The organism is Candidatus Defluviilinea proxima (assembly GCA_016721115.1).
Classification (GTDB): Bacteria; Chloroflexota; Anaerolineae; order Anaerolineales; family Villigracilaceae; genus Defluviilinea; species Defluviilinea proxima.
In genome coordinates this window covers 3,579,969-3,595,514 of sequence record JADKIW010000001.1, presented here as the reverse complement: position 1 = coordinate 3,595,514, position 15,546 = coordinate 3,579,969, and the positions used below count along the sequence as shown (strand labels likewise).

12 protein-coding genes are annotated in these 15,546 nt (G+C 46.0%); 10 read left to right on the top strand and 2 right to left on the bottom strand.

The genetic code is table 11. The annotated features are described in order from the left end of the window. Positions 1–89: 89 nt before the first annotated feature. The 6 genes from IPP66_16640 to IPP66_16615 all read left to right on the top strand — a co-directional run bounded on the left by IPP66_16640 (position 90) and on the right by IPP66_16615 (position 5,911). Entirely contained in the window at positions 90–920 is an 831-nt protein-coding gene (locus tag IPP66_16640; protein MBK9926900.1) for a TatD family hydrolase, read from the top strand. 3 nt (positions 921–923) lie between these two features. After that, the gene (locus IPP66_16635; protein ID MBK9926899.1) at positions 924–1,892 is read left to right on the top strand and encodes a polyprenyl synthetase family protein; all 969 of its coding nucleotides are present in this window, start codon (positions 924–926) and stop codon (positions 1,890–1,892) included. A 53-nt stretch (positions 1,893–1,945) separates the two neighbouring features. Beyond that, positions 1,946–2,452 (top strand): DUF177 domain-containing protein, encoded by a 507-nt coding sequence (locus IPP66_16630; GenBank protein ID MBK9926898.1) that lies wholly within the window; start codon positions 1,946–1,948, stop codon positions 2,450–2,452. Between the two features lie 113 nt (positions 2,453–2,565). Then, positions 2,566–3,561, top strand: a complete 996-nt coding sequence (locus IPP66_16625; GenBank protein MBK9926897.1) for a glycosyltransferase family 2 protein — start codon at positions 2,566–2,568, stop codon at positions 3,559–3,561. Between the two features lie 47 nt (positions 3,562–3,608). Next, positions 3,609–4,613 carry a glycosyltransferase family 2 protein gene (locus IPP66_16620; protein ID MBK9926896.1) on the top strand — a complete coding sequence of 335 codons (1,005 nt, stop codon included), beginning with the start codon at positions 3,609–3,611 and terminating at the stop codon, positions 4,611–4,613. A gap of 245 nt (positions 4,614–4,858) precedes the next feature. Beyond that, positions 4,859–5,911 carry a hypothetical protein gene (locus IPP66_16615; protein MBK9926895.1) on the top strand — a complete coding sequence of 351 codons (1,053 nt, stop codon included), beginning with the start codon at positions 4,859–4,861 and terminating at the stop codon, positions 5,909–5,911. Between the two features lie 21 nt (positions 5,912–5,932). On the opposite strand, the gene IPP66_16610 is transcribed toward IPP66_16615, so the two are convergent. Beyond that, positions 5,933–7,150: a response regulator gene (locus tag IPP66_16610; protein MBK9926894.1), complete on the bottom strand. Its 1,218-nt coding sequence runs from the start codon at positions 7,148–7,150 to the stop codon at positions 5,933–5,935. 14 nt (positions 7,151–7,164) lie between these two features. After that, a complete protein-coding gene (locus tag IPP66_16605; protein MBK9926893.1) occupies positions 7,165–10,497 on the bottom strand; it encodes a PAS domain S-box protein in 3,333 nt (1,110 codons plus the stop codon). Positions 10,498–10,918: 421 nt separating this feature from the next. Here IPP66_16605 and metG point away from each other — a divergent pair, with 421 nt between their 5' ends. From metG to IPP66_16585, 4 genes are all read left to right on the top strand, one after another. Then, a complete protein-coding gene (gene metG, locus IPP66_16600; GenBank protein MBK9926892.1) occupies positions 10,919–12,709 on the top strand; it encodes a methionine--tRNA ligase in 1,791 nt (596 codons plus the stop codon). Between the two features lie 52 nt (positions 12,710–12,761). After that, positions 12,762–13,406 (top strand): class I SAM-dependent methyltransferase, encoded by a 645-nt coding sequence (locus tag IPP66_16595; GenBank protein MBK9926891.1) that lies wholly within the window; start codon positions 12,762–12,764, stop codon positions 13,404–13,406. Positions 13,407–13,877: 471 nt separating this feature from the next. Continuing rightward, positions 13,878–14,753 carry an HD-GYP domain-containing protein gene (locus IPP66_16590; GenBank protein ID MBK9926890.1) on the top strand — a complete coding sequence of 292 codons (876 nt, stop codon included), beginning with the start codon at positions 13,878–13,880 and terminating at the stop codon, positions 14,751–14,753. Between the two features lie 235 nt (positions 14,754–14,988). Continuing rightward, complete coding sequence (locus IPP66_16585) at positions 14,989–15,471, top strand: hypothetical protein (protein ID MBK9926889.1); 483 nt, start codon at positions 14,989–14,991, stop codon at positions 15,469–15,471. The last annotated feature ends 75 nt before the right edge of the window (positions 15,472–15,546 follow it).

Genomic DNA, 15,546 nt, shown 5'->3' with positions numbered 1-15,546 from the left:
GTAATCACCATCATTCATTGTTGCATAGACTCGCACAATGGTCTCTGCAGATCATTCTCTGTTATAATTTTCACAATCTTTGTCCGATTATGCTTACAGACACGCACTGCCACCTTGATTTCAACAAATTTGATGAAGACCGCGATGCGGTAATTCAACGCGCCCTTGAAACTGGCGTGCAACGAATAATGATTCCTTCGCTTGAATTGGAATCCTGCAAGGCCGCCATCAAACTTGCCAAATCACACCCCAACCTCTTTGCGGCAGTCGGCTTCCACCCCACCGATCTGGATAAATGGAATGATTTGTCAATTTCTGAACTTCGAAATCTAGCAACCCCAAACAATAAAGTTTTAGCGATCGGTGAGATTGGGCTCGACTATTACTGGGTCAAAGAACCTGAAAAGCAAGAGAGACAACGCGAAGTATTGCGACAACAACTTAAACTTGCACAGGAAGTCAATCTGCCCGTTATCATCCACATGCGTGAAGAAAATGACACGTGGTTTGGTCAGGCATCGGTTGACCTATTATCAATACTTAGTGAATGGCATCAGGAACTCAATGCGCAAAATCATCCTTTAAAAGAAAAACCCGGTGTGCTTCACTCCTTCAATGGCAATCTTGAAACCGCACAAAAGGCAATACAACTCAATTTTTATATCGGCGTCACGGGCCCGGTAACGTATAAAAATGCTGAGGAAAAGCGTCAAGTCATCCGACAACTTCCGCTGGAGCGGATTCTCATCGAAACCGATTCCCCTTTTCTTACCCCGGTCCCACATCGCGGCAAGCGCAACGAGCCTGCATTAGTGGCGCATATTGCTGATAAAATTGCAGAAATCCACATGACAACCCGCGAACAGGTCGCCCAAATTACAAGTGACAATGCCAACGCCCTGTTCGGTTGGGGAGGCTGACGTTTGACCACGGTTACATTCTTTACATCAGTACAAGACCAACTTAAATTTGTAGAACAACGGATTCGCGACCAAGCCGGGGAGGAACAACACCCCGACCTTCGCTCTGCCCTTGAACATTTACTTGCCGCTGGAGGAAAACGCGTCAGACCGACCCTTGGCCTGCTCGTTGGAAACATGCTTGGTGCTCCCGAGGAGAAACTTATCACCCTTGGTGCCTCCGTAGAACTGCTCCACACCGCAACATTGGTTCATGATGACCTGATTGATGGCGCACTTCTCCGCAGAGGCATGCCCACATTGAACGCACGCTGGTCACCAGCCGCAACCGTTCTAACTGGCGATTTCCTCTTTGCCCGTGCCGCAAAACTCGCCGCTGAGACCGACTACCTGCCCCTCATGAAGTTGTTCTCGCAAACGCTTGCAACCATCGTCAACGGTGAATTGACTCAGATGTTCACGGCGCGCGGTGTGATCGAGCGTAACAACTACTACGAGCGCATCTACGCAAAGACAGCGTCCTTGTTTGAAATGTCATCCCTGGCGGCCGCAATGGTCGCGACCGAAGATGAGGCAGTACGCACCTCCATGAAGACCTTCGGTTATGAAGTAGGTATGGCCTTCCAGATCGTGGACGATATCCTCGACTTCACCGGTGACCAATCTACAGTTGGCAAACCCATTGGCTCAGATCTGCTCAATGGTCTGGTGACATTGCCTGCCATCTACTACGCCGAAGAACATCCTAATGATGAAGATGTACTGTCCCTACCCGGCGGAGGCTGGAAGGACACAGACCGAGTCCAACGCATTGTGGATAACATCCGCAAGAACGCCGCAATTGAGAAAGCCATGGAAGAGGCACGTCAAGCTGTCAGCCGGGCACTCAGCGCATTGGAAGATGCACCAGCCACCCCTGAGAAAGACGCGTTGGAAGAGTTGGCAAATTTCATCGTTGATAGAAAAGTCTAATATCGCGCATCAGGAAGATATCTCCTGAAGTCGATCCCACAAATTAAAACATTATGACCAATCCACGCAAACCATTTCGTTTAAATGTCGGTTTCATCGTTCACGAGGAGACCGGCTATAGCCATCGGTTCCCGCTTGAGTTCGATAAAGCGGTTCTTGGTGAAGATCTCACATTGGAAAATTTCGAAGGCTTAATCGTCATTGACCGCGCCCAACAGGGGTTGGTGGTTCAAGGCGAGTTTTCAGGTGATACTGAACTTGAATGTGTGCGATGCCTAAACCCATTCACATATTCACTCAGTGGCGAGTGGACTGAATTGTATGCATTCACTGAAAAATCAATCAGTGAATCAGGGCTACTTGTACCCGAAAGCGGACAAATCGATTTTGCACCTGTATTGCGCGAGTATGCCATGCTCGAGTTTCCGATCAAGGCACTCTGCCGCCCCGATTGCAAAGGTCTCTGCATTGAATGCGGGCAGGATTTGAATGTGAAGGATTGCGGGCACAGTCAGGAAGATAACGACTCGCCGTTCTCTGTATTGAAGAACCTAAAGTAACAATTGGAAATGTCATTTTTGACAACACAGAAATGATTACGCAATGGATCAATGACCTGCGATCAAGTGTGACGCCCTTTTTTCATTCCAGCAAACACAGTAAAAATATACGAATGCTTGATGGTCATATTAAATGGATCAGTGAATCCCCTATCCATGCTAACAGCGCAGAAGACTTAGTGGTAGTTTGTGTAGTGAGAAATGGCGCAGGGCATGTAGTTAATTTCATAAATCACCATCTACAATTGGGCGCAAAATCCATCATTTTGTTGGACAACTGCTCAACTGATGAAACAATAAATAACGCGCGAAAATTCGGGGAAAAGGTCACAATTTTATCCAGCAAATTGCCTTTCAACCAATTTGAAATGGCATTTCGAGCTTGGATGGTCAACAAATTCGCAAAATCTTGCTGGTGCTTATTGGCAGATATTGATGAACGGTTTCAGTATCCATACTCTCCTGATATTGAGCTGATATCATTTTTGCGCTATTTAAATCAAAACAATTATTCCGGTGTAAACATGCAAATGGTTGATCTTTTCGCAGATGGCTCTATAGACGAATGGCCCAATGCAGAAAATGTAGAAAGAGACTGTGTTTGGTATGATACATCGGGAATTCGTAAGCGAGATTTTGAACCCATCTCACAACTTCTGGCAGGAAATAGCCAGTCCAGCAAGGAAATAAAACTTCTACGCGGAGGGATACGTGCGGTTTCACTCGGGGCACAGAGAAGCATAACCAAGCAAGCACTGATATTTCCATCTCGCGGCGTCACCAGCCTTACACCCCACTGGGCAATCGGAGCACATTTCGCGGATGTTAGCTGCGCACTATTACACTATCCTTTTGACAGGTTATTCTATGAAAGGTGCGCTGAAATCGTCCAACGAAAAAGCCACTGGAAGAATTCTGGAGAGTATCGCATTTATCTCAACACACTAATACAGGAAGGCAGTAAGTTTTCGCTAAAGGGAAAAACTGCCAAGCAATTCACAGGCGACGACCAGTTGGTAGCTGACGGCTTCCTTGTTGTGTCCAAACGATATTCTCAATTTGTAGAAACAACTAAAGCCACCAGTGGGCAAAAATCTCTGAACAAATGAAAATACCTTTTACGAAAACTATCTGGTCCATTAAACAGAGTTTTATATTGCCAATACGTGCAAGAACTGTTGCATCACAAGTCAAATGGATAACGCCCCGTTTGTTGAGTCTTCAAACAGACAGCAACGACTTAGTGGTTATCTGTGTTGTCAGAAACGGGCAAGAACATCTAAAAGGCTTTATAGATCATCATAGAAAAATCGGGGCGAAGTATATTGTATTCCTGGATAACAACTCAACAGATCTGACAATAGAGTTAGCACAACAACAAAGTCAAGGCGATGTAATTCTTTTGAAATGCGATCTACAATACGGACGTTATCGGGACGAGTTTAAATACTGGCTTGCACAAACTTTTGGAAGCGGTTGTTGGTGCTTAATAGCAGACATTGATGAACGGTTTGATTTTCCATATTCAAATTTAATAAAACTTAGTAGCTTTCTTCAGTATTTAAATTCTTATAAATATTCTGGGGTTTATCTTCAAATGGTAGACTTGTTCGCAGACAAGTCAATATTGGATTGGCCCACTATTGAAAACATTGAAGAACGCTCACTCTGGTATGACCATACGAATATTTTCATAGACCCTAACACAGCCACAAGAGATACTGCTTTGGGAAATAAAGAGACGAACTCAAATATTAAGGCCTTATGGGGCGGTATCCGTAAAGCCATCTTTAATGTCGAAAAACTACAGACAAAACAAACTTTGCTCTTTCCATCTCGTGGTGCATATCCTATTTCACCACATTGGATCAAAAACGCCGATCTAGCAGATGTAAGCTGTGCGTTATTCCATTATGCATTCGATAACACCTTTCCAAAGCGATGTGAGGAAATCGTACGGAGAAACAGTCACTGGAGCAATTCGATTGAGTACAGGAATTACCTTTTGAAAATAAATCAGATGGGTGATGAATTAACGCTAAAAACCAGTTCAGCCAAAAAACTTTCAGGAATCAATGATCTGGTTGACGATGGGTACTTAATCGTTTCGGAACAATATATGATGTATGTGAAATCAATCTTAAACACGGGGCGAACATGATCAATTCGGTTGCAACTCGCATTTTCCGGGCCGCAAAGCAAATGGCCATATTTTTACTCGCTAAACCTGTTTCTTGGCCATTAAGATATGTAAAGAAGTCATTCATTACGTCGATTGCAAGCGGAAAACTTGAAAGACATTCCGCCGTTTCAATAAATCAACCAGAGATTATCGGGAAAGACAGAAAATCAAACGAGCAACTTCTATACTTCACATCATCGAGTCTCATTAAAAACGACAAGAGCATGATCTTTCTCAGTGACCACACGGGACACCCAAATCTATTCGTTCGTGACATCGAAAATGGGCAGGAAAAGCAACTCAGTAACAACACAGACGGTTTACTAAAATCTTATGTCTATTTTCATGGCACACCCTATCGCGGATTGAACAAGGCTAGTCCGTGTGTCCATCATGAAAGCGGGACGGTCTACTATATTCAAGACAGGCAGATTTATAAGGTGTCAACTGACAGTGCAAGACAAGTCCTCGCTGAACTCCCTGACGGACAAATGACAGCTTACACACATGTTTCATTTGACGGAAAATTCCTATGCGTTCCAACAGTTGACGAACGTGCATTAGACGGGAGAAAACAACTTCGTGGACATCCTCCATATAACATTGATGAACGTGTCCGCCACGAGGGATTAAACTCCTATCTTCGCATATACGACACCGAAAGTGGAAAAGAGATCACAACTGAGGTCATTCCAAAAGCATGGGTGACACACGTTCAATTCTCACCAACGAATAGCAATCTAATCCTTTATAACAACGAATGGGCATTTCAAAGCGGCATACGTCGTATGTGGCTTTGGGACGGAAAGCGACATACGCAATTGAGGGATACAAAAGATGGTCGGAGTGCGGATGATTGGGTATGTCATGAAATCTGGTCACAAGACGGTCAAGATATCATCTACCATGGAAAATACACAAATGGCTTGCACTTCATCGGAAAAATCACGCCGAATACTGGAGCTACAATAGAATTATCTCTCCCTCGAGGATGGTATCAGTACGGCCACTACAATATCGATGAAGCAGGGACCTTAGTTACCGATGGCCATTTTCGAGCACAGTACCCAAAGTTAACCATAAATTGCTCATGGCTCTGCCGTGTGGATGTGGACTGGGAAAATCGCGAAATGACATGGACTCCCCTCACCACCCACCTCTCCAGTTGGAGATCACAAGACGCTCATCCCCACCCGATCATTGATTCAGCCTCGAAATATGTTTACTTCACATCAGACCGTGACGGGAAACTTGCAATATATCGCACTTGCTTGTAGCAGGCAAAAGACTCTGTTCAGCTATCTCTTTCTCTCTTGATAACGTTTATAGACCCTTTTCCAAGCGTCACTAGGATTCTCGGGTTTGCTTTTTCTATGAGCATCTTTGCTTAGCAAAAAACAAAAATCTTCGAACACCCCTGAGATTAACTCCTTCGGCTTATGGTACGCAACTGGTTGGCCTAAATTAATTGCGTTAAGCAGCACATCCTGAACATAGGGGATCATTAAAACGGATGGCATACCCAAGGCAGATTCAATCTTTTCCTTCGTAAGGCTAGAATGCAAAAATGGGGCACTCAAGACAAATTTAATCTTTTCCTTTTTATATCCAAGTTTCTCGTAGGTATCGAGTGCCGCAATAACTGCTCGTATAGATGCCATGTCGGGAGTTGCCATCACTAGAATCAAATCAGCCATATCAAGGGCTTGAATAGCAGACTCACTGAAATCATGTGGGAGGTCCGCAACGATATAATCAAATTGGCTTGCAATCAAACGCAACGCCGAATTGAGTGTTTCACCTCGTAATGTTTCAGCCTCAGCAGGGAAAGTCGGGGCTGCAATGAATGAAAGCCCGCTTTCGTGAGAACCAATAATGGAATTCAATGCATCCAAATCCAAATCGTCTGGGCCATACCGAGCAATATCTGCCCAAGTACGCTTTAGAGACATATTCAACATAAGCGCAACCTGCCCTGCAGTCATTGTCAGGTCAAGCAGGATTGCTGGCCGCTTCCACAATTGAAATAACCCAACGCCAAGATTAACTGCCAACGTAGATGAACCCGTCCCGCCCCGGAGACTATGAACAGCAACAAAACGTGCACGTTCTTGCCCAGTAGATGTTTGTTGTGATGATTTGAGAAACTCAATACGTCTCAAAAGAGCGCTTACCCGCATCATCAATTCAGCCCCTTCAAAAGGCTTTGTCAAATGATCATCTGCGCCTGCCTCAAAAGATTTGAGCTTATCCTGCAAACCGGATTGCGCGGTGAGCACCAAAATCGGCGTTACTGCAAATTGTGGCTCACGGCGCAGAATGCGCGTGACTTCATAACCGTTGATGTCTGGCATCATCACATCAGTGATAATCAGGTCGGGCTTGAGATTGCGGGCCTTTGCTACTCCATCCTTGCCATCAGGAGAAAAATGTAATTCACACTTCAACGGCTCCAATGCATGCGCCACTAATTGGTGGTTAATAGGTTCATCATCAATTACAAGAATGCGCGTCATGAAACTCTCCTCTTTTACTGGCCGATAGTGGATAGGTATTTCTCCAACCGACGAATTTCTACATCAAGCTGGGAAATGAGTTCAGGAGCATGGGTTATATCTTCGCGTTTGCCGATCTCCTCAAGAGCCAGCGCAACATTGGCAAGCGGGTTTACACTAAAGTTTAACGAAATACCTTTGAGATTGTGAGCAAGACGAGCAATACTGCCTATATCACCTGCTTTCAAGGCCACTTGGAGTTCATTTAGGCGTCCTGGCAAATGATCCAGATATTCCTTAAACATTTCCATCATGAAATCTCGATCTCCCCCAAAGCGGAAAAGGGCGTCATCAAAGTTGACAGGTAAATCGTCGGCCACGGACACTGATTGAAAAACAGGAGCAGGCTTTCGGTCGTCATTTGAGGCGGATGATATGATGTCCTCTTCACCAAACAATCCAGCATCCATTTCAGTCGAAACGAGTTGCACAGAAGCTGAATAATCCTGCACAGTATCAAGAGGCTCGTCCATCATATTACTGTTAGACTGTGTCCAACGATCCAAAGCACTGAACAAGACTTTCGGGTCGAGTGGTTTGGAAACATAATCGTCCATGCCTGCATCCAAACATCGCTCACGATCACCTGCCATGGCATGGGCGGTCATGGCAATAATGGGAATATGTTGACCTGTGTCTTTTTCCCATTCACGAATCAAGTGTGTGGCTTCCAAACCATCCAATTCAGGCATCTGAACATCCATAAGAATGGCACTGTATTGATTAGCCTTAGCTTTCTCAAAGGCCTGTGCACCGTTCCCGACAGCGTCCACTGAGTAACCTGCTTTTTGAAGCAGTACCATGGCAAGTTTTTGATTGATCGTATTATCTTCAGCAAGCAAAAGACGTAAACCAAGTTTTCTTGTTTCGGAAAGTGTATGACGCGTGACTAAGTTTGAGCTTTCTTCTTCCGGATTGTTCCAAACTGCGATCACTGCATCAAAAAGCATCTGTTGTTTGACTGGCTTGAGTAAATACCCGGAAACGCCGAGAGCCTCAAGACGGCCCACATCACCACGCTGGCCCATGGATGTAAGAATAAGGATTTTTACATTTTTTATTGAAGGGTCGCTTTTGATCGCCCGCGCAAGTTGCTCGCCGTCCATACCGGGCATTTGCATATCAAGCAATACAAAATGATACGGGTCACCTTTTCGATGAGCATTTCTCAAAACTTCCAAGGCTTTTGCCCCGCTAGCAACTGAATCCACACGGGAACCTAATGCTTCTACATTTTTTGTAAGAACAATTCGATTGGTTTGATTGTCATCCACAATTAGGAATCGCGCCTGCATCAGGTTGACAGGCTTAAGCGCCAGAGGAGCTGTAGTACGTTTTTCATGTACTTGCTTGGCAAATCGAATTTCAAACCAGAATATACTGCCTACTCCCGGCTTACTCTCTACACCAATTTTGCCACCCATCGCAGTAGCCAGTTGTTTACTAATTGTAAGACCTAATCCTGTCCCACCGTATTGCCGAGTTGTGGACCCATCCGCCTGAGTAAAACGGTCAAAGATCGCGGCAAGGCGTTCACTAGGGATGCCAATACCCGTGTCGTTTACCGCAAAACGGATATTGGCATGCGTGCTGGTCTCTTCAATAGGTTCAGCCTGAACAACAATCTCTCCAAAATGCATAAACTTGATGGCGTTTCCAAGCAGGTTGACTAATATCTGGCGCAATCGACCTGGATCACCTTTTAGGTCAGAAGCCAAATCTGGATGGATCAGGCAAACAACTTCAAGGCCTTTATCCTGGGCACGTTTGGCAAGTGTGTACGTCACATCCTCCACCACATTGCGGAGGTTGAAGTTGATGGTCTCCAGTTCCAGTCTGCCAGCTTCGATCTTGGAGAAGTCGAGAATATCATTAAGTAGAGTCAATAATGCTTCGGCGCTGTGCAAGGATGTTTGTAGATAATCAGTCTGTTCTGCTGTGAGCGGTGTATCAAGAGCAAGTTCCAGCATACCGATGACACCGTTCATAGGTGTGCGGATCTCATGACTCATGTTAGCAAGGAATTCACTCTTGGTGCGGCTCGCCGCCTCTGCATCTGCACGAGCTTTATCTAGCTCAGTAATATCATGATACATGGCAAACGCGCCCTCTTTTTTACCATCAATAATAACGGGCACGCCAAAAATTTCCACGTGAACTGATGAACCATCTTTGCGTTGACGTTTTCCAATCGCATGAACGGTTTTAGTCATAGCGTCCCGCGTATACTGGTCAGCTTCTTGACGTGATTCATCATTTGTAATGAGAGAATTCAGATTCGAGCCTATAATCTCTTCATTGGTAAAACCATACAACGTCTCAAAGGCAGGGTTACTGGAAACTATATTTTCGTCATTATCCAACACCACAATTGCAACCGGGCTATTCAATATAAGAGATTCAAAATACCGTCTCTGGCGATCGGTTTCCATGGCACTCTGCTTTTGCCTGGTAATATCTCGGCCAATTCCCACTATTCCCGTAATTTCTCCATTGCCATCCATCAAGGGAACTTTTGTTGTCAACAACCATATTGGGTTACCATCTTTGTCTTGCGCAGGTTCTTCACGATTTATAATTGATTGTCCCGTATCAAGAATAAACTTATCATCTGCCCAAAACTTGGCAGCCAGTTCAGGTGGATACATATCAAAGTCTGTCTTTCCCAGAACATCTTCCATTGCTTTCCCGCCAGATCCCATCCAATCGGCAACATTAGAGATAATTTTGCGGCCCTGCTTATCTTTTACATAAATATAATCCGGTATATTATCCATCAATGTATGCAAGAGAGTACGCTCCTGCGCAAGCTTTTCTTCCATTTGGACACGGGCTGTAATGTCGCGATCTATCCCTACGACCAATTCGCGCCCTTCAATGGTTACAAGCATCGTCGAAACTTCTACTGGAAATGCCGTGCCATCTTTACGCGTGTGCATAGTTTCAATTTTTATCAATCCGCCTGCTTGTCGCAAATTGTTCATATAAGCTGTGCGCTCGGTTTCTGTCCCCTCACTCCCGTTCAATACATCAATGGAATGTCCAATCAGTTCTTCACGGTGATATCCATTCATCTTGCAAAGGGCATCATTGCAATCAATTATGGGCCACGAAACATCCGCATCATGAGGGTCAATAACCACAACTGCATCCAAGGAAAGGTCAAACATTGCCCGAAGAAGGCTATTTTCAATCAACTGATATTTTTCAGGCGCCCTATTACCCATATTGGCATCATTTACATTCGGATCATCTGTCGTTTTTTTTCTCCCCGAGGCAGACTCTTGGCTTGATTTCGCAGGTTCCATTACGATGAACTCCATTTCTTAATCAACTACTTTATTAAAAAGTTACAAGAGTTAAAGAATTTTAGCATGAATTGCTTGGCACATATCTTACAATTCAACAACCACAACAAAAAGTAGGGAAACCCCCCATTATTTTCTTCCATTGACAAACCATCCCCCACAGCCTAAAATACCACCCATGAAATTCAGACCCGATGACCCAATGGTGACAATGACCATGGCCATGCGAAGCATGGAGATGTCAACTCGCGTCTGGATGGCACGTTAGACCGTTTACTTTTCAATAACGGGCTGTCCATATTGCGGACAGCTTTTTTGTTTTCTTTAGCTTTTAGCTGTTAGCAATTAGCTAAAAGCCAGAAGCTAAAAGCTAATCGCTAACAGCTTCACTAGCTATTACTAAAGTTTATGCGGAGTCACTATGAACGAAAACATACTCATTGCCATTGCCTGGCCCTATGCCAATGCAGAGATCCATGTAGGAAATATCACCGGTTCCCACCTGCCCGGTGACATTGCCGCACGCTACCACCGCCTGAAAGGGAATAATGTTCTTATGGTCAGTGGTACGGATTCACACGGGACGCCCGTTGTCATCGCCGCGGACAAGGAAGGGAAATCTGTCGAGGAAGTGTACAAACGCTATCACGATAGCTTCCTTGAGTTATTCCAAGGCTGGGGCATCACGTACGATCTGTTCACCACAACCCATACCGAGAACCATTTCAAGGTCTCTCAAACCATCTTCCTTGCCTTACAGAAGAACGGATTCATGTTCAAGCAGTTCAGCAAGCAATGGTACTCCCCTACTGCAAAGAAATTCCTGCCCGACCGTTACGTCGAAGGGACATGCTACATCTGCGGCTTTGAGGGCGCACGTTCAGATCAATGCGACAAATGCGGCAACGTACTCGAGCCTGAGAAATTAATTAATCCGCGTGCCAAGACCGGTGACGGTGCTCTCGAGTTACGTGAGACTGAACATTTTTATCTCGACCTCTCCAAACTCGAACCTGATGTCAAGAAGTTCCTGCGTGACCGCTCCGATCACATGCGCGATACGGTCATCGGTGAGTCACTAGGCAAGATCGAAGCCGAGGGACTCAAGCCGCGCCCGATCACGCGCGATCTTGATTGGGGTATCCCTGTCCCGATCGATGAGGCGGGTTGGGAAACAAAAAAGCTCTACGTGTGGTTCGAAGCAGTTATCGGCTACCTCTCCGCTGCCATTGAGTGGGGACAGCTCTCCCCGAAGAAAGACGCGTGGCGCGATTGGTGGACGAATCCCAAAGCGAAGCATTTCCACTTCATCGGCAAGGACAACATCTTCTTCCACACATCGCTGTGGCCTGCACAACTCATGGGCGCTGGCAGTGCGTTCATGGAAATCTTTACGGGCGACGCGGTCCCATTGACCCTACCGTATGATGTGCCCGCCAATCAGTTCATGAATCTCGAAAAGCAAAAGATCAGCGGCTCGCGCAATTGGGCGGTGTGGGGACGCGATGCATTGACGCGGTATGACGCCGATGCGTTGCGCTATTACCTGACGGTGAACATGCCCGAAGCCAAGGACAGCGACTGGGATTGGGCCGAGTTTGTGGCGCGCAATAACAACGAACTGGTGGCGACGTGGGGCAATCTTGCAAACCGTGTGCTGGCGTTCTGTTACAAACACTGGGATGGGCACATCCCTGATGTGGATTTGAACACGCTTCGCCCCGCGGACCTGGAACTGCTCGCGGCAATCGAAAACGGATTCAACACTGTAGGCGCGGAACTCGAAGCCGTGCGCCTGCGACTGGCCGTCGGCGAAGCAATGAAACTCGCCACAACAGTGAATCAATATCTCGATGTCAACGCACCATGGACAGCCATCAAAACAGACAAAGCCTCTGCCGCGCTGACGGTCTACACTGCGCTCAAAGCCATCGACTCGCTCAAAGTGCTGTTCTCGCCGTTCCTGCCATTTACATCTGCGAAACTGCATGGCTTCTTCGGGTATGAGACTCCGCTCTTCGGTGAGCAATACGTTGAAGAGATCCATGACTCGCTCGGCACACATCGAGGACTGAAATATCGCGGTGCTGAGGGAGTGCAATGGAAGCCCAGCGAATTGAAGCCTGGAGCGAAGTTGAATCAGCCGGGTCCATTGTTCAAGAAGTTGGAAGATAGTGTGGTGGAAGAGGAACGGGCGAGGTTAGGGAAATAATATGCAAGGGCGATCCAGTTGGGTCGCCCTTTTGATTTATGAGATGATAAAGATGAACAATACCATTTTGAATACTCAAGTCAGTTACGACAATGTTGCGGCAGAATACGCGGAGAAGTTCAAAGATGAAATGGACGACAAGCCCTTCGACCGCGATTGCCTTGATCGTTTGGTGAACGAAGTTGGAAATCTCGGCCTCATTTGTGATCTGGGTTGCGGACCCGGTCAGATCGCGCGATATTTACATCGCAAAGGCGCGAGCACGTTGGGCGTAGACCTCTCGCCACAGATGATCGCAGAAGCACAGAGGCTGAATCCCGAGATCCATTTTCACCAAGGGGACATGCTCGCCCTGCCCGATGCCGATAATTCCTGGGGTGGAATCGCCGCCTTCTACTGCATCATCCACATTCCGCGTGAAAGGATCGTTGATGCCTTGAGAGAGATGAAACGAGTTCTCAAACCTGGCGGCGTACTGCTAGTCACATTTCACATCGGAGAAGAAATTAAACACATTGACACGTGGTGGGAAAAATCTGTCAATTTGGATTTTGCTTATTATGAGCCGAATGAAATGGAAGAATGGTTGCAAGAGGCAGGAATCAAGTTGGAAGAAACTCTTGTGAGAGAGCCAAACCCGGACGTGGAAGTCGCCACGAGGAGAGCGTATTTGTTTGCGAGGAAGTCGGAGGATTGAAGTTGGGAATCAGCCAGACTCGTTATTCAAGAAGTTGGAAGAGAGTGGTGAGGAAGAGGAACGGGCGAGATTGGGGAAGTAAAAGCAAACTCGGATGTCATTGTGACATCCGAGTTTTTATATATTCTACAGGGCATGACACACTCCGATACGATAGTCCATTCAAATAGTTATAATCTTTCTCTCATTTGCCTTTTGGTATCCAACTCTGTATAATGAAATTGAGGTTCACAGGAGCAAGCGGGGCATTTCAAGGATACAACAATGCCTAGCACAGGCTAGGCCCAAGCTGGCGTTTTATAGCAAAATAGAAAAGGAGAAAGGGATATGTTTCAGACACCTGATTACACCATTCTCGATCACCTGACAGAGGTCTGCCAAGTGGTGGATTTTAATTTCCGTTATGTATACGTCAACGAAGCGGCGGCCGAACGGGAACGTATCGCAAGGGATCAGATTCTTGGGCACACGATGCAGGAACTCCACCCAAACATCGAAACTACCCCGCTATTTTTGCACTTAAAAGAATGCATGGACGAAAGAAGGTCGGTCGAATTTGAAGACGAGTCGTCTTATTCCAACAGTCCATTCACAAAATGGAAGATCAAAATGGACCCCGTGCCTGAGGGAGTATTCATCCATTCAACGGGATTGGCCGCGCACAAGACAAAAATAAAGGTTAGACAAAAGACTGTACCGTCGACCATGGCTAACCACCACTCACAGTATCACTCGGAAGACTCTCTAGCACACAATAAGATCATCACAAGCCAGTCAAAATCTTTAGCCATAGAAGGATGGCTGGACGCGTTAGATTCTCGTACCAAGGAAACAAACGAGCACATACTCCGTGTAACAGAGGCGACAGTCATACTCGCAAAAATGGCAGGGATATCAGAAAACGAGATCATCCACATCAGGCGCGGTGCGTTACTTCATGACATAGGGAAAACTGGGATACCTGATCCCATTTTGCTCAAATCAGGAAAACTGACTGCTGACGAATGGGAAGTCATCCGCAAACATCCTGTCTATGCTTACGATCTGGTGTATCCCATTGAATATCTCAGAAACTGTCTGTCGATTCCATATTCACATCATGAAAAGTGGGACGGGACAGGTTACCCACAAGGCTTGCGAGGAGAAGACATCCCCCTCCCTGCTCGTCTATTCGCAGTTGTGGATGTTTGGGAAACGCTTTCGTTTGACCGTGTTTATCGAAAGGCATGGCCACATGAAAAGATCATGGATTATATCCAACAGCAATCAGGATGTCACTTTGACCCCAAAGTCGTAAGTCTGTTTTTCCACACGACCAAAGATCTATTGAAACTTGTTCCGCAATAATCCGCTAACGACAACTACCACATCCCTACTGGGTGCATCACTGCATCCTATTTGTCATTTAATAGCTGCCGCAGATGAAAATTCCACCTGATATACAGAAGATATAGCCCGGGGAAAGCTAAAAACCATAAAACCGTCTCGCCATAAAGAATTTACAAAGTATTTACATCGCCGTCGTACCCGCTTAACAAAGCAGGAATATACTTCATTACATAACATATAACAGGAGAAAACAATGAAAACGACAAAAACGATTTCCACCTTACTGCTCGCCTTTGCCCTGGTTCTTAGCGCCTGCCAGAGAAACGTCACACGCAACGGTGACGGCTCAGCGGATGTGGAAACGGTCATCACCCAGCAGGAATTGCAGGATGTGATCACATCCGCTATTTCGGATCCGCTTGTCAAGGACATTACTGTTTCACTGCAACCGGGATACGTTTCAGTTTCAGGCACACATCAACGGCTGAATGATGCATCCAAAACCGACAATCTCTCCTTCCGCTTGGATCTGGGCGTAAGCAACGGTGCACTGGCCGCAACCGTTTCCAATGCACAAATTGACGGCATTCTTATTGAGCAGAATCGTGTGGACAATTGGAATCAAACCATCGCCAACCGCATCGCGAACTTTGGCAACAAAGGCCGAAACAACACATTGAAATCAGTGAGCATCACAACCAGTCAGGTCACAATGACGTGGACAGTAGCGAAGTAATAACTTCCTTCATGTAACACAAAGCGGACAGTTCGTGATGAACTGTCCGCTTTGTTATTTTTAGATTACAGGAGT